This window comes from Rheinheimera tangshanensis (assembly GCF_014645135.1).
In the GTDB taxonomy this organism is placed as follows: Bacteria; Pseudomonadota; Gammaproteobacteria; order Enterobacterales; family Alteromonadaceae; genus Pararheinheimera; species Pararheinheimera tangshanensis.
On sequence record NZ_BMLH01000002.1, the window covers coordinates 450,809 to 470,640 of the forward strand.

The 19,832-nt window shown below is 48.3% G+C and carries 16 protein-coding genes; 9 read left to right on the forward strand and 7 right to left on the reverse strand.

Annotation, left to right across the window (positions count from 1 at the left end):
- Positions 1–11: 11 nt before the first annotated feature.
- From IEW88_RS06590 to ybaK, 5 genes are all read left to right on the forward strand, one after another.
- Complete coding sequence (locus tag IEW88_RS06590) at positions 12–2,984, forward strand: TonB-dependent receptor (protein ID WP_147903553.1); 2,973 nt, start codon at positions 12–14, stop codon at positions 2,982–2,984.
- A gap of 191 nt (positions 2,985–3,175) precedes the next feature.
- Positions 3,176–4,894 (forward strand): cyanophycinase, encoded by a 1,719-nt coding sequence (locus tag IEW88_RS06595; protein WP_147903554.1) that lies wholly within the window; start codon positions 3,176–3,178, stop codon positions 4,892–4,894.
- Positions 4,891–6,339 carry a putative basic amino acid antiporter YfcC gene (gene yfcC / locus IEW88_RS06600; RefSeq protein ID WP_147903555.1) on the forward strand — a complete coding sequence of 483 codons (1,449 nt, stop codon included), beginning with the start codon at positions 4,891–4,893 and terminating at the stop codon, positions 6,337–6,339. The genes IEW88_RS06595 and yfcC overlap by 4 nt, the downstream gene beginning before the upstream one ends.
- A 61-nt stretch (positions 6,340–6,400) precedes the next feature.
- Positions 6,401–7,570 (forward strand): beta-aspartyl-peptidase, encoded by a 1,170-nt coding sequence (iadA, locus tag IEW88_RS06605; protein WP_147903556.1) that lies wholly within the window; start codon positions 6,401–6,403, stop codon positions 7,568–7,570.
- Between the two features lie 95 nt (positions 7,571–7,665).
- Positions 7,666–8,145, forward strand: coding sequence for a Cys-tRNA(Pro) deacylase (gene ybaK / locus IEW88_RS06610; protein WP_147903557.1), 480 nt, complete (start codon positions 7,666–7,668; stop codon positions 8,143–8,145).
- A gap of 10 nt (positions 8,146–8,155) precedes the next feature.
- On the opposite strand, the gene IEW88_RS06615 is transcribed toward ybaK, so the two are convergent.
- Entirely contained in the window at positions 8,156–9,088 is a 933-nt protein-coding gene (locus tag IEW88_RS06615; RefSeq protein ID WP_147903558.1) for a ZIP family metal transporter, read from the reverse strand.
- 266 nt (positions 9,089–9,354) lie between these two features.
- The gene (locus tag IEW88_RS06620; RefSeq protein ID WP_147903559.1) at positions 9,355–9,870 is read right to left on the reverse strand and encodes an aldolase/citrate lyase/malate synthase family protein; all 516 of its coding nucleotides are present in this window, start codon (positions 9,868–9,870) and stop codon (positions 9,355–9,357) included.
- A 145-nt stretch (positions 9,871–10,015) separates the two neighbouring features.
- On the opposite strand from IEW88_RS06620, the gene IEW88_RS06625 reads away from it, so the two are divergent.
- On the forward strand, positions 10,016–11,524 hold the full coding sequence (locus IEW88_RS06625; RefSeq protein WP_147903560.1) for a DUF3612 domain-containing protein: 1,509 nt from the start codon (positions 10,016–10,018) through the stop codon (positions 11,522–11,524).
- A gap of 39 nt (positions 11,525–11,563) precedes the next feature.
- Here the strand turns inward: IEW88_RS06625 and pyrC are convergent, their stop codons facing one another.
- The gene (gene pyrC / locus IEW88_RS06630) at positions 11,564–12,604 is read right to left on the reverse strand and encodes a dihydroorotase (protein WP_147903561.1); all 1,041 of its coding nucleotides are present in this window, start codon (positions 12,602–12,604) and stop codon (positions 11,564–11,566) included.
- 171 nt (positions 12,605–12,775) lie between these two features.
- Between pyrC and IEW88_RS06635 the strand changes: the two genes are divergently transcribed.
- Both IEW88_RS06635 and IEW88_RS06640 read left to right on the forward strand, forming a co-directional pair.
- Positions 12,776–14,713: an ATP-binding protein gene (locus IEW88_RS06635; RefSeq protein ID WP_185148555.1), complete on the forward strand. Its 1,938-nt coding sequence runs from the start codon at positions 12,776–12,778 to the stop codon at positions 14,711–14,713.
- Positions 14,714–14,721: 8 nt separating this feature from the next.
- Positions 14,722–15,399, forward strand: a complete 678-nt coding sequence (locus IEW88_RS06640) for a DUF599 domain-containing protein (RefSeq protein ID WP_053424128.1) — start codon at positions 14,722–14,724, stop codon at positions 15,397–15,399.
- A gap of 54 nt (positions 15,400–15,453) precedes the next feature.
- On the opposite strand, the gene dolP is transcribed toward IEW88_RS06640, so the two are convergent.
- Genes dolP through IEW88_RS06660 form a run of 4 tightly spaced genes read right to left on the reverse strand, consistent with a single transcriptional unit; the run spans position 15,454 to position 18,835 of the window.
- On the reverse strand, positions 15,454–16,023 hold the full coding sequence (dolP, locus tag IEW88_RS06645; RefSeq protein WP_185148556.1) for a division/outer membrane stress-associated lipid-binding lipoprotein: 570 nt from the start codon (positions 16,021–16,023) through the stop codon (positions 15,454–15,456).
- Complete coding sequence (locus IEW88_RS06650; protein WP_147903563.1) at positions 16,023–16,610, reverse strand: D-sedoheptulose-7-phosphate isomerase; 588 nt, start codon at positions 16,608–16,610, stop codon at positions 16,023–16,025. The genes dolP and IEW88_RS06650 overlap by 1 nt, the downstream gene beginning before the upstream one ends.
- Positions 16,610–16,960 carry a YraN family protein gene (locus IEW88_RS06655; protein ID WP_053424130.1) on the reverse strand — a complete coding sequence of 117 codons (351 nt, stop codon included), beginning with the start codon at positions 16,958–16,960 and terminating at the stop codon, positions 16,610–16,612. Before IEW88_RS06655 ends, IEW88_RS06650 begins: the two co-directional genes overlap by 1 nt.
- Positions 16,961–18,835: a penicillin-binding protein activator gene (locus tag IEW88_RS06660; RefSeq protein ID WP_147903564.1), complete on the reverse strand. Its 1,875-nt coding sequence runs from the start codon at positions 18,833–18,835 to the stop codon at positions 16,961–16,963.
- An 80-nt stretch (positions 18,836–18,915) separates the two neighbouring features.
- Here IEW88_RS06660 and rsmI point away from each other — a divergent pair, with 80 nt between their 5' ends.
- Positions 18,916–19,764 (forward strand): 16S rRNA (cytidine(1402)-2'-O)-methyltransferase, encoded by an 849-nt coding sequence (gene rsmI, locus IEW88_RS06665; protein ID WP_147903565.1) that lies wholly within the window; start codon positions 18,916–18,918, stop codon positions 19,762–19,764.
- Positions 19,765–19,832 lie beyond the last annotated feature (68 nt).

Below are 19,832 nucleotides of genomic sequence, written 5' to 3' on the forward strand. Positions count from 1 at the left end.
GAGTTAACAACATGACACAACAGAAGCTTAAATGCCTGCGCCGTTCCGCTTTGGCTGCGCTGATTACCGCAGCCCTTAGCCAGAATATGGCGTATGCCGATTTATCCGTAGGTTCTATTTTTGGTCAGACCGAAAAGGGTGTGACTATTTCGGTGAAAAACTTACAAACAGGTTTAAAACGCGAACTGACCTCAGACAACAGTGGCCGTTTTAATTTCTCCCAGTTGCCCAGTGGCCGTTATCAGGTGGTCGCCAATGGCGTGACCCGTGAAGTCAATGTCGCTATAGGCACCGGTACGCCGGTCAATTTCAGTGAAGAAACCACTGAACGTATTGCTGTGGTGGGTTCCAGCATTAGCCCTATTGATACCTCGTCTGTTGAGTCGAGTACTGTATTTACCGCCGCTCAGATGGAACGTTTGCCTGTAGGCCGTGATATCAGCGATGTAGCTTTACTCGCGCCAGGCACAGTGCGGGGTGACAGTGGTTTTGGCAAGTTGGCGTCTTTTGGTGGCTCTTCTGTGGCGGAAAACGGCTACTACATCAATGGTTTTGATGTGACCAACGCCCGTACTTTTTTATCTTATGGCCGTGTGCCTTTTGACGCCATTGGCGAGCAGGAAGTAAAAACCGGTGGTTTTGGTGCTGAATATGGCCGCGCCTTAGGTGGTGTGGTCAATATAGTCACCAAACGTGGTACCAATGAGTGGAAATTTAATGGCTCAACTGTCTGGTCTCCTGCTGATTTAGCAGCCTCAGGTCGTGATGTGGTCAGCCGCAGCGGTGAAGCAGGCGAGCGCAGTTATTACTCGGCTTACCGTTCTGCTGATGAGCAAGATGAGTTGTCTTACAGCTTGTCCGGTGGTGGTGCTATTGTGCAGGACAAGCTGTTTTTTTACGGCTTACTCGAAGGCAAAAAAGACAGCTTTGATTCGTATGAAAGTGACCGCAGTACGGCTGGCGAAAACACCTCGCCTAATGGTCTGGCTAAGTTCGACTGGTACATTACCGACAACCATATTCTGGAAGTGACAGGCATTCGTAATGTCGAAGAAACCGACTATGTCGAATACCTGAACCTGGATGAGGAGTATTTTACCGGCCGCCATGGCAATGAGCGGGTGCGTTACACCGAACGCAACGGCGGTGAAATTCTGATTGGCAAATACACCGGCCATCTAACCGAAGACTTTACAGTAGGCGTGCTGGTAGGGCGTTTAACTAACGACTCAGATTACATTACGCCAGATCCGCTGGCGGGCGATGATTGTCCTTTAGTGGATATTTACGACCAGGATACAGACGATGTGATAGATGTGGGCTGCTGGAACAATATCGACGTGCGTTCGCTGGAGTTTGGCCCTGACAACGACGAGCGTAAAGCGCTGCGTTTAGATGCTGAATGGCGTATTGGTGAACATACCTTACGTTTTGGCTACGACGACGAAACCTTCACCTCCCGTATTGCCGGTGCTGAATATTCAGGTGGCGTATTCTACCGCCGTTATACCCCGGTTGATTTTGAAGACAGCTGGAACGGGGTCGATATTCCGGCCAACGCCCATGTTGTGCGCAAACGTACCCGTACTTCGCCGTCAGGCCGCTATGAAGTGAAAAACTCGGCTGTTTATTTAGAAGACAGCTTTTATGTCACAGACAATCTGATGTTATACGCTGGCCTTCGCAGCGAGTCTTTTGACAACCTCAATGCCGATGGTGTGTCTTTTGTCGATGCCAGCGACATGATAGCGCCACGTTTAGGTTTTGTTTGGGATGTGGACGGTGATGCCAGCTCTAAACTCTATGCCAATGCGGGTCGTTATTATATTCCTATTGCCGCCAACACTAATATCCGTGCATCCAACTGGCAGTATGTCACCACTGAATATTATCTGTATGACGGTGTGGTCGACCCAACCACTCAGGCACCGCTGCAGTTAGGCGAAAAGCTGGGCGATACCTTAACCAGCGGTCGCAACAGCTCACCGGATCCGGCTACTGTGGCATCGGCGAACTTAGAGCCAATGCTGCAGGACGAACTCATTTTGGGTTATCAGCGTGAGTTGTCCGACTTATGGACTGGTGGTGTCAGCTTTATTTACCGTGAAGTGAAAAACGGTGTCGATGACTACTGTGGTCGTCAGGCCTTTATCGACTTTGCTGAAGATCAGGGTTTTGAGGATTTTGATGCGGATACCTTAGCTACTTGCATCATCCTGAACCCGGGTGAAGATCTGGAAATGGATATGGACGTGGCAGGGGATGGTGTGTTGCAACGGGTGACAGTGCCAAACTCTTACCTGCAACTGGCCGACTACAAACGCACTTACAAAGCGCTGGAGTTTAACTTTGAACGTGCCAGCGACAACGGCTGGTATATGCAGGGCAGCTACGTCTGGGCTAAAAGTCAGGGTAACAGCGAAGGTTTAGTCAACAGCTGGCTGGAATCTGAGTCGCCTGGTTTAACCAACGACTTTGACCATAAAGTCTTTGTTGATGGTACAGACGGTTATTTATCCAATGACAGACGCCATACCTTTAAGTTGTTTGGTGGTTACGAGCTGAACGAAGAAATGGAAGTATCGGCTAACTTGCTGGTGCAATCCGGTCGTCCTGTTAGCTGTTTTGGTTATGCGCCCTTTGACGTCGATGAAGATGAGTATGAAGTGTTTGAACGTTATGCAGCCTCCAGCTTGTATTGCCGCAATGTGGATGGTGAGCAGGAGCTGACGCAACGTGGCCAGTTTGGTCGCACGCCATGGACTTACACTGTGGATTTAGGCTTCTCCTACCGTCCACAATGGATGAAAGGATTACTGCTGCAAGCCAATGTATTTAACGTGCTGAACAGCCAGCGTGTGACTGAATATGATGAGAAAGGCGATTTGTCGCTGGAAGATGAAGGCCAAAACCCGAACTTCCTGAACGATCAAAACTACCAGAGCCCGCGTTCAGTAAGATTAACCGCGCGTTACTCGTTCTAAATCTCCTTCGTACTTGAAGCCGCAGCTTTGTTGACTGCGCCTTCTCGCCCCGGTCACATAGTGATCTATGTTCCCGGGGTCTCGAAGGTTTGTCGCCGCGCTGCAACTCCAATTACTTTGGGGATTGGGTATGAAGTGTTGCTTTTTTAACAGCCAGGCTTGAAGCAACTGGCGCAACGGAATTAAATCTGATGCTAAATCCATCTAAAAAATCTCTCACTTTGCTGCCTCTGGCTTTTTGCCTTAGCGCATCTGTTCAGGCCGCAGAGATCACCTCAGGCAAAGAACTTTGGCTCTTTGGCGGCGGTGAACCTATTTGTTCCAGTGTGGAACTCAAACGTTGTGCGCCGGATAAACAAGCTGAAGCTGCGGCTTATTTTCAGCAACATCAGGGCGTAACTCAGAAAACATTCAAGCCTGATGCTAAACGCATCGCTGAATTAACAGCTTTGCCACATTGGCCGGAGAAAGCGGCCAGAGCGCAGCAAGTCAAACCTCTGCTGCTGACTAAATTAGAGCAGATGCAAAACAAAGACTGGCCGGAAGACAGCTGGTATAGCGAATTTGAGTCTTTTGAGTTATCTGACGACGAACAGAATTTACTGGATGATGTATTTGAACAGCGGCCTGTACTCAAAGACGGCAGCACGGCTCAGGTGAAAGTTTATTTTGATGGCACAGAACTGTATGTGCAGCAAATGTTTCAGCATTTTATTCAGTCAGCCAAAAATCGTGCACTAGTGCGGGCCAAAACCTCTGGTGCTGCAGCTGTTGCTAAAGTAACAGCACAAAAACCTAAGTTAGTGCTGATCAGCGCTTCTTCCAATAGCCCTATGGATTGGGTGGATTATTACCTGCAACTCTTTAATGCAGCTGGTGCTGATGCGGTCTGGTTGCCGATAGAACCTGCTTTGGTGCAGGTGGGTAACTGTGACACTTTGGACCAGGACAGATTTCGCTGGAATGGTCAGTATAAAAGATCCGAGCGTTACCCTGAGCTGGCGGCTTATCAGCAGAAGATGTGCCGCAATCCACAATTGATGCAGCAGATGCTGTTGGAGGCTGACGCCATTTTTATTAATGGTGGCGATCAGTCGCTGACCATGCGCAGCCTGCAGAAAAAACCAGGCGAATTTACTGAACTAGCCAAGCTATTGCATCAGCGTATTGATGCCGGAGTGCCACTGGCAGGTTCCAGCGCTGGTACTGCAGTGCAGGCAGGTTATGCCAAGAAAAAGATCCTGATGATCAGCGGTGGCCAAACCATCAAAGCGCTGCAGTATGGTGCTTATGCTACCGAACCTAATGCACCTTTGTGCCACTACCATCAAAGCTGCAGCTCAGATTTGGATGGTAGCTGGTTAACTTACAGAGCGGCAGGTGGCCTGCAGTCTTTTACTTTAGGTGTGACAGACACGCACTTTCGTGAGCGCAACCGCGAAGGCCGATTATTACGTTTATTGATAGATACCAATACAGACTTTGGTTTTGGTATGGATGAAGCCACAGTGCTGCGGGCGAATTTTATCGACCCGGACACAGCGCAGTTACAGGTCGAAGGCCGGGGTGGGGTCTGGATAGCAGATGCCAGCGCAGCGAAAGCCAAGGCTGTCAAGCAAGGCGATAAAACCACAGGCTGGGTTGCATCAGGCATGAAGTTTAGCCGTTTACTCGCAGGGGATACCGCCTTTTTCCAGCAGGGTATTCAGCAGGCTAAGCTGCAATGCACAGCGCCTGATCTGTTGGCTAACAGCAAAGTAGCACCTGAGACTTATTCTGCTATGGATGGTCGGGTCTGGCAGGCCTTGCCTGGCCAGGTGCAGGCGTGTCAGCGCGAAGATGGCCGTTGGCGTTACCTGAACTTGCCTATGAGTCTACAGGTGGCCTATGAGTCTGCAGGTGACTTATGAGTGAGTTGCCATCTGGCATTAAAGCCACTGGCTGGCGTATGCCAGATACCTTACTCATTGTATTTGCGGTCTTGCTTTGTTCAGCCTTGCTGACCTTGCTTGTGCCGCAAGGTCAGTTTGATACAGCTCTGGATGCCAACACAGGACGACAGTTGTTGCTGGCCGATAGTTACCGTATGGCACATAACGGCGAGCCTCAGGCTGTGGCTTTATTTGCTGATGGTGAAAAAACCGGTGTGTTGACGGCCTTTTTTGATGGCATGACCTCGGGTTCCAGAAATGGCTCAGCCATAGGTGTGATTATTTTTATTCTGCTGGTCGGCGGCAGTTTTGGTGTGCTGTTACGCACCGGAGCTGTGGATGAATTGCTGAAGCTTCTGATCAGCAAAATGCAGCATAAAGCCCGTTTGTTATTGCCTGTGATGGCGCTGTTTTTCTCCTTGGGCGGTGCTATTTTTGGTATGGGTGAAGAGGCGATGGCCTTTGCTATTTTGCTGGTGCCGCTGGTGCGAATGCTGGGTTACGACGCTATTACTGCTGTGTTACTTACTTATGGTGCCACTCAGATAGGTTTTGCCACCTCCTGGATGAACCCTTTTTCTGTGGCTATAGCCCAGAGTATTGCTGGCTTGCCGCCTTTGTCCGGCTCGGGTTTTCGTATCGCCATGTGGCTGGTGTTTACGCTGATTTATATAGCCTGGTTTATCTGGCGGGCTGAACGGCTTAGACGCAAAGCCGATCAGCAAACCGATTTTCAGATCACCCATCAGTTTCACTGGGGCCATTCGTTGGTGGTGCTGACTTTAATAGCAGGCATGGTCTGGGTGGTCTGGGGTGTGGTCACTCAAGGTTATTTCCTTAGAGAAATTGCCACACAGTTTTTTGTCATGGCCATTGTCAGTATGACTTTGGGCACAGTACTGAAACTAAATAACGCCAGCTTAAATGACTATGTCGATGCCTTTAAAACCGGTGCGGCTCAGCTGTTGCCTGCGGCTTTAGTGGTGGGCATAGCCCAAGGCATTATTTTGCTGCTGGGCGGCACTAACCCTGAGCAGCCGACTATTTTAAATACCATGCTGCATTCTGCCGCCAGTAGTATTAATGGCCATTCAGAGCTATTTGCTGCTCAGGCTATGCTGGTGTTTCAGAGTGGTTTTAATTTTTTTGTCACTTCAGGCTCAGGTCAGGCCGCTTTAACTATGCCTTTGATGGCGCCTTTGTCGGATCTGGTTGGCATCAGCCGTCAAACTGCAGTGTTGGCTTTTCAATTGGGGGATGGTTTAGCGCATCTGTTTTATCCCACTTCAGCGGCTTTGATGGGCACGCTGGCCATAGCCGGGGTTGAGTTTAGCCAGTGGCTGCGTGCTATGTGGCCGCTGTGGTTATTACTGACCGGCATGAGCATGCTGACTATGTGTGTAGCTGTGGCCATAGGGTACTGAAGTCAGGGTATTCAATTTTCTCAATCAGGGCTGCTGTCAGCCGGAGCAACAAGGATTTTTTATGATCACCAGAATTATCAATGGGATCTGTTATTCGCCTGAACCTTTGGGCCAAACCAACCTGCTGGTGGCAGGACGTCAAATTGCGGCTTTAGGGGCGCAGGCAGAGCTTTCTGGCGATATAGTACAAACCGTCGATGCCAGTGACTGTTATGTGGTGCCGGGTTTAGTCGATTCGCTGGCTCATATTATTGGTGGGGGTGGCGAAGGTGGCTTTCGTAGCCGCACTTCTGAGTTAAAAGTTACAGATGCGATTGAAGCAGGGGTTACCACTTTAGTGGGTGTACTTGGCACGGATGCTGTCACCCGCACTTTAACCAATCTGTTGGCCAAGGCGCATGCGCTGGATGAAGAAGGTTTAACTTGTTATTGCCATACCGGCTCTTATCAGGTGCCAGCTTATACTCTGATGGACGATTTGCTGCAGGATTTGGTGCTGATTGACAAGTTTATTGGTGTGGGTGAGGTGGCTATAGCCGATCACCGCTCGTCGCAGCCGACAGTGCAGGAGCTGGCGCGTTTGGCCTCGCAGGCCCGTGTTGGCGGAATGCTTGCAGGCAAAGCCGGTATTGTCAGTGTGCATGTGGGGCCTTCGCCTGAGGGCATCACACAATTGTTGCAAGTGGCAGCCAGCACTGATATTCCACTGACTCAGTTTTATCCGACTCATATCAACCGCAATCAGGCCTTGTTGCAGATGGGCTTTGATTTTGTGGCTCAGGGTGGTTATATCGACTTAACCACCAGCACCACGGCGCAGGATTTAGCTCAGGGCGAAATCAAATGTGCCGATGCCTTGTTGCAGGCGGTCAAAGCTGGTGTGAATTTACAGCATCTGACTTTTTCATCCGATGCCAATGCCTCGTTGCCGATGTTTGACGCGCAGAATAATTTTGTTGGTTTAGGTGAAGGTCGTATCGCCAGTTTGTATGAAGAGATGACAGATGCGATTCGTTTAGGGGTGCCAGTGCAGGATGCGCTGCGGGTGGTGACTTCAAACCCGGCCCGTATTTTAAAGCTGCCACACAAAGGCCAGTTGCAGCTGGGTGCTGATGCCGACTTGTTACTGATTGATAAACATACTTTAGAGTTAAAGGCGGTGATGGCAAAAGGCCGCTGGTTGTTTTCCGATGGCCGTGTTGCTGTCGAGCGCAGCAGCTTATTTTTCTGAGCTGATTCATTAGTGATCGAGCAAAGCAAAGGTGTTGATTTTTCAGCACCTTTGTTTCCACAATAGCAGCCCTGTTACAAGTGAAGGATGCTGTGATGACTCCCGCTGTTTTGCTGCTGAAAAAACTTAAAGTGCCGCATCAGGTATTGGAGTATCAACACGACCCTGCGGCTGAATCTTATGGTCTGGAAGCTGCGACCAAGCTGGGTTTAGCTCCGGTTGAGGTGTTTAAAACCTTAGTGGTGGCTTTGGACGGTAAAGAGCTGGTCACCGCCATAGTGCCTGTGCATCAGCTGCTGAATATGAAACAGCTGGCCAAAGCTGCTGGTGCCAAAAAGGCTGCTATGGCAGCAGCTGCTGATGTGGAGCGTAGTAGTGGTTATGTGCTGGGTGGTGTCAGTCCACTTGGACAAAAAAAGCTGCTGCGGACTTTTATTGACGAGTCGGCTGCGGCTTTTGAAACTATCTATGTCAGTGCTGGTAAAAGAGGGCTGGAGATAGGGCTCAAGCCTGCGGTTCTGCAGGCTTGCCTGAGCGCTAAGCTGGTCAGCTTATGCCAGCACGAAAGCGCTTAGTCTTTCGCTGTTAGCCTAAAGTTGTGTCTAGCACCATCATCACCGCAAAGCCCACCATTAAACCCAAAGTCGCTGCTGTCTGATGGCCGTTGCGATGGGTTTCGGGTATGACTTCATGCGACACGACAAAAATCATAGCGCCCGCTGCCAAACCTAAACCCATAGGATAAGCGGCGGCAAAACCGCTGGATAAACCAACACCCATTAAAGCACCTAACGGCTCTAAAATACCGCTGGCTGCAGCAACAAAAACGGCAAAACCCGGTTTAAAACCTGCAGCCCGTAAGGATAAAGCCACAGCTAAACCTTCAGGCATATCCTGCAGTGCTATGGCTGTGGCCAGTGGTAAACCGACCGACATATCGCCATTGGCAAAACTAACACCCACCGCCATACCTTCAGGTAAGTTATGCAAAGCGATAGCAAACACAAATAACCAAATGCGATCACAAGCTTGGAAACCTGGGCCACAAGGGCCGGTTTTGTCGTGTTCATGTGGGGTAAAGGCATCTAAACCCAGCATCAGCAATACGCCCAACGCCATACCAAACACCACCACCAAAGCGCCCAAGCTATCGCTTTGAAAGAGTTCTGTGCCTGCTTCAATACCTGGCAATAACAAAGAAAACGCGCTGGCCGCCAGCATCATGCCAGCAGCTATGCCCAATAAGCTGTCTTCCATCGCCTGCGGCAAACTACGAAATAACAAAGCTGGCAAAGCGCCTAAAGTGGTCGCGACAAAACCTGCGGTGCCGCCTATTAGCGCCAGTTGTAAGTTTTCAGAAGAAGGGGCGTTGGATAAATGCACAATACTTTGTCCAAGCAGGACCAGTACCGCCAATAAACCTAAAGCTAACCCTACAGCAGCCAGTTTGTGTTCGCCGGCATGCTGTTTAAGTTCACTCAGCCAGTCTTGGCTTAGCGGTAAGGTTTTTTCGTTCATGCTCAGTCCTTTGCCAGATCACTGCTGTAGTTAATCAAGTTAAGTATTAATCCGCAAGCGGCTTTGCTCTGAGCGGAGTAAAGCATAAAAGTTACAGCAAAAACTATAAAAAAGGCCAGCGATTTGCTGGCCTTTTTCTCCCCGTCGACGTCTATCGTCCCCTGTTGTTTTTATTCTTTTTGCCCCTGTTTTTTATCAGGTTAGGCAAATCAATACTCGTAATTTCAATAACCAAGAGTATAAAAAATCAACTGCGTTAGTTATAACTAATTTAACCGGTAATCGCCACCATCTTTTGCACGAAAACACGGACTATTTTGTGTACTGGCGATACAAGGCTGTGCCTGAGCGTTGCCGCGTATCATACTGAACCAGCCAGTCTGCTCACCTGTCAGCTGTAATTGGATGTCTTCAATACCTGCTTTATCCATGGAACCATGGGCTCCTTTGTGGCAAAACAATAATTCGACATGGCGTTCGCCATCTTTTAATAACAGCGATTGTGGCTGCTCCGGATGACCGCCAAAAGCGACAAACTGCGCCGGAGTTTTTAAGCCGCTGTTGCTGCCATCGGCAAAAAAAGCCAATACATGCTGGTAATACACCACATAACTGCAAACATCTTTGTGTGAGCCTCTGTCCAGTGGAAAAACTTTATCCAGAAAAGCTTTGGAATAATCCATGATCTGACGGACATGACTCTGGTTCAGCCCGGCTATGTAGCTGATCTCTTCCCGGATATCATGGTCCTGGTGTGAGTTTTGGGTGGCTGTCATGTTCATGATTTCTGTCCTGTTCTGTGTTGCTTTTAATTAGGTCTTAAGGCTGTAGGGCCAGTAAAGCAGCATTGCTGTTGCTTGATATTTAGTCTATGTTAGTTTTCTGAATAATTTCACAATTAAAACTTCACAGTGTGAATTTTACAAAATGACAGCTAATAAAAGTTTACTCAGAAAGTCGCATTTCCTTGGTACTAAGATCAGAAACCTTAGAAAGCGCAATAACTTAACTATGGAAGACTTGTCGACCCGCTGTATCAGAGTGAACTCTGAGTACGCGCCGTCCGTGTCTTATTTGTCGATGATTGAACGTGGCAAACGGGTGCCGAGCCTGGATATGCTGCAGGTCATTGCTGAAGTTTTTCAAAAAGAAGTGGACTGGTTTTTGGATGGTGAAGAGCAGCAACTGGATATCACACCGCAAAAAGGCAGCAGGGGCGGAGTGTCTGGTATGGCGCTGGAACCGGGCTTTTTGTTTTCTAACGATATTCTGCAAATTGCTATTCCGGAAATGTTGTCACAAACCGGTATTAGCGGTCGACAGTTTGCGCAGTTGTTGATTCGCGCGCACCAAGAGCATCACCAAAACCATTTTCCTGAGCTGGAGCGTGCCGCTGAAGAAGTGGGTTTAAAACGTATGCCCTTGTCGGTAGACGATTTAATGCAGATAGTGCAGCAACTGGGTTTGCAGGTGCGCTGGTTTGAGCAAACGCCAAAAGAAGTGTTGGATGAGCTGGGCGTATTGTCAAAAAACGTACCGACCTCTTATTTTTTACCTCCTGCTACTTTGCATTTAAATAAGCTGTTACAGCAGTGGCCGACCCGGCTGAAATACGAACTGGCTGTGCATATTGGCCATGCCGTGCTGCACAATAAAGATGGCGTGAAAAGCGGCATGATGGTGGGGGGGGCTTTTGAATCCGTGCCAACGGACGACAGTGCTGTGGCGCCGCAGGATATTCTGCATGCCTGGCGTGACTTTGAATCGAGCTTTTTTGCCGGTGCTTTGTTGTGTCCTAAAATGCCATTTCGCCAGTTGCTGGATAAACAAGGCTATGAAATCAGTTCACATCACTTAGCTGGTGTATCGGCCTCTGTCGCTATGCGCCGGATGACGGCAGTATCGCCTTACAGCCACTGGCATTATTTTGATGCCTATACACCGGGTAAATTAAAGGCTGTGTATAGGGGCAATGGTATTCCTTTGCCTTGGGGCAATATGCGCCAGGTGGAAGACCCGTGCCAGCACTGGGCGGTATTTCGCATGTTTGAAGCGGCCGAATCGGCCCATTCAGCGCAGTTGTCTATTTTAGACGTGCAGGGCCAGCCACGGATTTATTGTTGTGAGTCGACCAAAGTGTCAGATTTAGCCGGTAATGCTCATGTGCTTTGTGCCGGGATAGATTTAAACCCGGCTATTGAGGCGCAGGGCATGGATGTGGAGACTATGGCGCAGGAGTTAAAACAATTGTGTCGCGCTCAGGGCGGCTCTGCTGTGGTACCTAAAGCTATTCGTTCTACCTTGACCACAGTGTCGAATATTCTGAATATTAACTGGGTGGCCCGAAGTTTAGATAAACCAGCCCAGCTGATTTGCTCGCGTGGTAATCATTGTCCACGAGAGCCAGGCTGTTACCAGCACTGCTCCGCGAAATAAAAGCATAAAAAAAGGGTCCCATTGGGACCCTTGATAAGCTTATAAACCTTGCTTTAACTGCCAGCTTAATTGCTGCTCAGCGAAAAATGGCACTATAGGGCTGCCATCAGGCAAAGTGATCTCTGCTGGTACAGTCCAGTCTTGTTTCACTAAGGTGATGGTGCCGCTGTTGCGTGGCAGGTTGTAGAAGTCCGGGCCATAGTGGCTGGCGAAACCTTCTAACTTGTCTAAGCAACCTAAGTCTTCAAATACCTGAGCGTACAGCTCAATAGCGCTCCAGGCACTGTAACAACCGGCGCAACCACAAGCTGCTTCTTTACGGTGTTTAGCGTGTGGCGCTGAATCTGTGCCTAAGAAAAACTTGGTATTGCCGCTGGCCACTACAGCACGCAGCGCTTCCTGATGCGTGCGGCGTTTGAGCACCGGCAGGCAGTAGTTATGTGGCCGTACACCACCGACTAACATATCGTTGCGGTTCAATAATAAATGCTGTGGTGTGATGGTGGCTGCAACACGCTCTGGTGCGGCTTTGACAAACTCAACCGCGTCAGCCGTAGTGATATGTTCAAACACCACTTTAAGGCCAGCAATAGTGTTTATCAGCTGAGTTAAATGCTGGTCGATAAAGACTTTTTCTCGGTCAAAAATATCGATATGGCTGTCGGTCACTTCACCATGTACCAACAGCAGCATCTGCTGCTCTGCCATCACTTCCAGCACAGGGTAGAGTTTACTTAAGCTGCTGACTCCGGAGTGAGAATTGGTAGTTGCGCCTGCCGGATATAATTTAGCGGCCACCACTCCAGCCGCTTTGGCGGCTTTAATCTCTTCGGCTGTAGTTTTGTCTGTTAAATACAACACCATCAGAGGTTCAAAACTGCTGCCTGCAGGGCGTGCGGCCAGAATACGTTCTTTATAAGCTAAAGCTTCTGCGGCATTGGTGACAGGAGGAACAAGATTGGGCATAACTATAGCGCGCTTAAAACAACGGGCAGTGGCTGCCACTGTTTCTTTCAGCATATCGCCATCGCGAAAATGTAAGTGCCAGTCGTCCGGGGTTTGCAGAATTAATTCAGTCACAGCGCTTCTCCTCTACTGATGCAGTGTCATGCCGTCAGGGCGTCGCAGTTTAACACGGCTTGAGGTGATACTCAGCACAAGTTTTATTCTGTTGCTCTGGCATGGAGTCATACCACTGGTATAGGTTATAGTCAGTGGTGATAAATCAATATGTTCAGCAGGTTGCATACCATGGAACAGAGCAAGGCTTTAAATCAACAATCTCAATGGTTGCTGCCCTGGCAATGGATAGTTCCGCTGTTTTGTTTGCTTTGTGCCTTACTTATGACTGAATACCAGTCGAGGCAATTGGTCGAACAACGTCAAAATCAGGCATTACAGCAGTTAGTTGGGATCTCAGGCCAGTTGCGCTCTTTTGTCGAAGCTGAACTAAATACTTCTTTGTATATGAGTCTGGGCCTGGCGTCGCATATACGAGCCAGCGACGGCAAGCTGTCTGAGAAAGAAATGCTGTTTTTACTGCAGAACTTGCTGGAGCAAGGCAAACATATCCGCAATATAGGGTTGGCTCCTGACAATATACTGACGCTGATTTATCCGGTTCAGGGCAATGAGCGTGCTTTGGGGCTGAACTACAAAAACTTACCGCAACAATGGCCTGAGATTAGACAGTTAATTGAGAACAAAGAAGCCAAATTAGTGGGGCCAGTTGCCCTTATTCAGGGAGGGGATGGTTATGTTTACCGCGTGCCCTTGTTTTTAAATGATGGCAGTTATTGGGGTATTGTCAGTACAGTACTGGATTTAACGGCTTTTAATCAGATGCTGCTGCAACAGGCAAACAGCTACCAGGTGCAAGTGGGGATCCGCGAAAAAGATGAAAATTCCCCAGCTTTATTTGGCTACTCCCATTTATTTAATGAAGAAGCATTGGTACTGGATTTAAATATCAAAGGGGCACAGTGGCAGATTGCTGTTCGGTTTTTGGATGAGGCGGCTGGTTGGAGTTTGTGGCAATGGCGTTTGTTGGGCGCCTCTTTGTCTGTGGTGTTTTGCCTGATGTTGGCCTGGTTGCTGTACTCCTACCGTCGCAGTGCATTGTTTGCTGATGCCTTGCAAGACAATGAAATATACTCGCGTCGTATTATGGATAGTGTGCTGGATGTGATTGTCACCACAGACCTGGACGGCACCATTGATCGCATCAACAGTGCCATCGGTACAGTGTTTGGTTACCTTCCGATGCAGTTAGCTGGTCAGCCTTTTACCCTGTTGTTAGCGCCAGGTCAGGCAGAGGTTCTGGCTACTTTAGCTCCAGACGAGGGCGCGGCGGTTGAACTGAAAGGTAGACGCCAAAATGGTGAAATTTTTGCGATAGATTTATCGCGTAACAGCACTGAACATCAGGGAAAGGCTCGTTATGTCTGGTTGATCCGCGACATTTCGGAGCGGAAAAAAGTAGAGCAGTTGAAAAATGATTTCGTTTCCACTGTCAGTCATGAACTGCGTACACCTTTAACTGCGATCAGCGGTGCTTTAGGTCTGGCTGTTGGTGGCGCTTTAGGGCCATTGAATGATAAACAACAGCATATGCTGACGCTGGCGGAGCAAAACAGTCAGCGTTTAGGTAAACTGATCAATGACTTGCTCGATATCGAAAAACTCGCCGTCAATAAGATGCAGTTTAAACTCAGGTTATGGCCTTTGGTCGCTTTATTGCGTCAGGCGATAGAGCTGAACCAGCCTGTCGCTTTGCAACGACAGGTCAAACTAGAGTTGCACTGTGCTGAGCAAGATGACTTGTGGGTTGAAGTGGATGAAGTGCGATTGCAGCAGGTGATGGCAAACTTGCTGGCGAATGCCATCAGGTATTCACCCATCGGATCTGCGGTTGTGGTCAGTGTGGAGTTATCCGCCAACACAGTTCGTGTCAGCGTGACGGATCAGGGGGATGGTGTGGCAGCTGATTTTGAATCCCGCTTGTTTCAGAAGTTCTCTCAGGCAGATTCATCAGATCGCAGACAAGTAGCGGGTACAGGCTTAGGCTTAGCTATTTGCAAAGATTTGCTCAAAGCTATGGGTGGCACCATCGGCTATCATAGCGCTACAACGGGTGGTGCTTGTTTTTATTTTACTTTGCCTCTGGCAACTGAATTGTCTCTTGAATAAGGCGTGTTATGTTGACGTTACTTGATTTAATCGCAGTAGTTTGGTTTTTGTCGTTATGGACAGGCTACACCATAGTGGCTAAACGTAAGGCCCGCACTGTCAGTTGTTTATCCTTTGAATTGCGTCGTAAGCGTACTCACTGGATGCAACAGATGTTAGGCAGAGAGAACAAAATATCAGATGTCACCTTGCTGGCTACTCTGGAGCGCAATGTGTCGTTTTTTGCATCCAGTACCTTGTTAATATTAGCCGGCTTGTTAACAGCTTTAGCGTCGAGCAACAGTATCAGCGATGTCTTAAGTTACCTCACACCTTGGGTGACTCAGACCAAAGAAACCATTCAGGTGAAAATTTTATTTTTAGCTGTAATTTATGTCTTTGCGTTTTTCCAGTTTACCTGGTCGCTACGTCAATATGGATTTGGCGGAGTCTTGATTGGCGCTGCCCCTGATGGCCGCGAAATGACCACAGAAGAACAAGCCTTGTATGCTAATAGAACAGCAAAAGTGATTGACCAGGCAGGACATTCTTTCAACTATGGTTTGCGGTCTATGTATTTTTCTTTAGCTACTTTGTCCTGGTTTATTGATCCCAGTTTATTTATGGCAACCGCAGTGATTGTATTGCTGGTAATGAAACACCGGGAATTTCATTCCAAAGCTCTGAAGGCTTTGCAGGAGTGTTGAGTTGCCGGCTCTGAGTAAAATGAGATCTCATTTTACTCAGAGCCAATAAGTCCGTTACTCAGCCTTGTATTCAAAGGCTTTAATCACGCGGGCAACACCATCTACATTACGAGCCAGATTTACTGCTCTGTCCGCTTCTTGTTGATTGACCAGACCCATTAAAAACACTTCGCCGTTCTCTGTCACTACTTTGATATTTAAACCACTGACGTTTTCATCGGCCAGAAACTTGCCTTTGATACGGGTAGTGATCCAACTGTCTTTGCTGCCGGTTGCAAAGCTGATTTCGCTGGCAATACGAAGCTGATTGTGTACGTCTTTGACGCCTTCGACTCTGGATACCTGACCCGCGACTTCGCGCACACGCTCGTTAGGTACCTGACCTGTTAACAGCACTATGCCGTTGTAACTGGTCATATTGATATTGCCCTTATTTTTGGTTTCAGGATTTTCGTCTAAAGCCCGAATCACTTTCACCTGGATACTTTTATCGTCAATCTGACTTCCCAGAGTACGTGGATCGCCTGCTGATTTCACAGCTGTGGCGCCGCCAGCTAATACAGCTGCGGCACAACCTTGTAATAACCAGCTGGTCAGTACTACCAGCATTAATTTATTCAACATCAAAGATCTCCTTGTTGCGGAAACAGTGTTATGTCGATCAGCTCGCATAACGCATGCAATAAAAAGGTATAACACTCAAAAACCCGCGCTGGTCTGTGCGCCGGCACCTTTAATTCTGTGTCCTGATTACCTAATAAACCCGATAATTCACCACTATTGTCTACCGTCAAAGCCACCACAGTCATATCTTTGGTTAACGCAGCTTCAACGGCTTTAATCAGATTATGCTCCTCGCCAGTCATGGAGATAGCGACCAGAACATCACCAGCCTGACCCAAAGCCCGTACCTGGCGTGCCAGATGGTCAGGGTTTTCCTGATTACCTGGTTGTAAGCTGGAGTTGTTACTTAACAAGGCAAAAGCCGGTAAACAGGGCCTTTCTGCCTCAAACTGATCCAATAACAGCTGAGCAAAATGAGTGGCTAAAGCTGCAGATGCGCCTTCACCGCAACAAATCACTTTGCCGCCATTGATCAGGCAGTTCACCAGACTGACAGCCGCATTTTCGATAGGGGCAGACAAAGCTTCGCCTGTCGCTATCATGGTTTGAATATTTTCAGTAAAAAGTTGCCTGATATGGTCTTGCATTAGTTCACTGTTCCTGCAAAAGCGTTTTTAATCCAGCGGATATCTGCTGGCTGTTCGGTAATAGCCACTACATCAAAACGGCAATGCTGTTGGCCAACACTTTGTAAATAACACAAAGCTGTACGACTTAGTTTCTGCTGTTTGCTCAGGGTCACCGCAGCAGCCGCACCGCCAAAGTTGCTGCTGCGCCTGAACTTTACTTCTACAAAAACCAGTGTTTGTTGCTCACGCATTACTAAATCAATTTCACCAAAGCGACAACTGTAGTTTTGCTGTACCAGTTGTAAGCCTTGCTGTTGTAAAAACACTAAGGCCTGTTGTTCATAAAACTGCCCAGTGCTTTTACTCATTTACGGCGTCCGTGGTGTCAGCAAACCATCCTTACTGTATTTGCCCCAGGTTAACTGTCGCTGAACCTGTCCACCTGTGGACAGCGCCAGATTGCCAGTTAAACCCTGATAACGCAGTGCAGGAAATTGTTGCTGCTGCTTTAAACGGAAAATTAAGTGATAGGCGTCGTACCCCATAGCAAATAAGCGCTGTAGGGTTTCATCCTGCTGTGGAAACAGCTGCTCAAATTGCTGGCGGAATTCCTGCTGCTGGCCAGTACTGAGCATCCAGGGCATTTCAGTAAAAGTGAGGCCCTGCAAATCACGGCGGTCAGTAAATTCTGCCGACTTTTGATGACTACGTGAACTGGCGTATACAGGCACTGTGGTTTTGGTCGGCGCTACTGACACATCAATATAAGGTTTTAGCAAACGGGTTTGCGACGGATCAGCCAATAAATAAATCGCGTCTATATCCTGACGGCTATGAGGCTCAGCTTTGACACTTTCACCCGCTAATTTGCTGATGTCGCGAATACGTTGCTCACTGGCTGCGGTTTCCAGCAGTTGTTTGATGGTGCTTTCCATCCCCGCCTGATCGGCAAACCAGTAGATTTCAGGTTCTTTGCCCGCCACTTGTTTCCAGTCACGACCGAATTGTTCTGCCATACGCTGACTCAATGGGTTACGGGACGCCATCAGCACAGGTTGTTTATAATTTTTTTGTTTAAAAAGCATGGCCATTTGATGGGCTTCATCTTCCACACTCAGAGAAAAATAAAATTTATCAGCAGATTGTTGCACCAGATCAGTTTTACCATTTAAAAACAGCGTAGGAATAGTCCAGTCCGTTTGTTGTGAAATGGCATCCACTTGTTCTCTAAGCAAAGGCCCAATAACAAAATCTACTTGTTCGGCCGCCAGTTGTTGCTTCAAAGCTGCAGCTTCAGTTTGGCTGTCGATAAAAATTAAACGCGCTTGCTGGTTGGCTGAAGCGGCCAGAATACCTTGTTGAATGGCTTCGGCGTGCTGGCGGAAGTTGCTGCTAAAAGGCAGTAATACTGCAATAGTTTGAGGCGAAAACGCATCCACAGCACTTAACTGTTGAATTTCAGCCGGTAATTGCTGTAAAGACGGCACATTTGAGTATTGTTGCTGCCAGTCGCTAATCGCCTGAGTTAAAGCTGGCGTATTACCTAAATACTGTTGATGCAGTTGTAATAATTTGGCCCAGCCCTGAGTGGTGGTGTCTGTGCTTTGGCTCAGACTACTTAATTGGTCTGGTGTCAGCATACCTAATTGCTGCCATAAAGCGCTTTGATAAATGTTTTGCTCTGGCTGCAAGGCCAGCAATTGCAGATAAGTTTTTACCGCTTTTTCCGGCTCTCTTCTGCTACTTTGATACTCTGCCAGGCTTTGCAGATACGCAGCTTTGTCTTCATCTCTGAACGAACTTAGCGAATACTGGCTGCTGAATTTCTCGATATCGTCATGATCTCCAGCTGCGATCAGACCCTGAAAAAAGGGCAATAAGTTGGCTTGTTGCACATCAGGAGTCGCCTGGCTAGCCAGCACACGGCTTATGGCCTGAGCCTGTTCATTTTCACCTTGTTGCAGATGAGCTTTGGCCGCTTCAAGCAGTTGCCATTGCTGCTCTGAACCTTGCTGCTGACCGGCTTGTTCAATAAAGTCGGCACCAGACAAAGGCTTTTCTATTTTAACAATTTCTACTTCTTGCTCTGCCAAAGGTGCAGGTTTGACGATCGGAGCCCGTTTTACCGGAGCGGCCTGCTCTGGAGTAGAAGAGCAACTGGCTAACGCTATGGCGCTGCCTAACAGAATAAGTGGCTTCAGTTTGCTGGATTTCACAATGCACAGGTACAATGAAGGAAACATGCAGGTATCTTACTCAGTGCCGTGCCTAAGCTCAATGAATTCTAGCCAAAGTAATTCAAGTACAACGGAATAAGCGCCATATGACTGCACCAAGCGGAAATTTATACATAGTAGCCACGCCTATTGGCAATTTAGACGATATCAGTCAGCGCGCTATCAAAACGTTAAGCACTGTGGCCTGGGTGGCAGCAGAAGATACCAGACACAGTGGTAAGTTACTCAGCCACCTGGGTATTTCAGCCAAAATGTTGGCGCTGCATGACCACAATGAAAAACAACGTGCTGCTACTTTATTACAGAAATTACAGGCAGGCGAAGACGTGGCGTTGATTTCAGATGCGGGCACGCCGCTTATTAGTGACCCGGGATACAGTCTGGTGCGTTTATGCCGTGACGCAGGTGTCCGTGTTGTGCCCATTCCTGGTCCTTGTGCTTTGATCAGTGCTTTATGTTGTGCAGGTTTGCCTACAGACAAGTTCCACTTTATTGGTTTTCTACCGGCCAAAAGCCAGCAGCGTCAGAACGTACTCAGCGCCATTCCACAAGGCGTGGGCACCTTGATTTGCTATGAAACAGCGCGCCGTGTTAAAGATTGTTTAGAAGATGTAGTGAAAGTTTTTGGTGTAGAACGTGAGCTGGTGCTGGCCAAAGAGCTGACCAAAACCTTTGAAAACTTTGTTTATGGCACAGCTGCACAAATTACAGCATGGCTAGACGAAGACCCGGCCCGTTGTCAGGGCGAAATGGTGTTAATGATAGCGCCGACTTTAGCCGCCGAAGAAGAGATTAACCCGGCCGCTCAGCAAACCTTAAAACTCTTGATGAGCGAATTACCACTGAAAAAAGCCGCTGCTTTAACCGCAGAAATTCACGGTGAAAAGAAAAATGCCTTGTATAAGCTGGGGTTGAGTTGGGGCGCTGAAGACTAATTTGCCTGATGCCGTAGGTTAGCGCGAATTATAGCTGGGCCTTGCGCTTTTCTTCCCCTATAATGCGC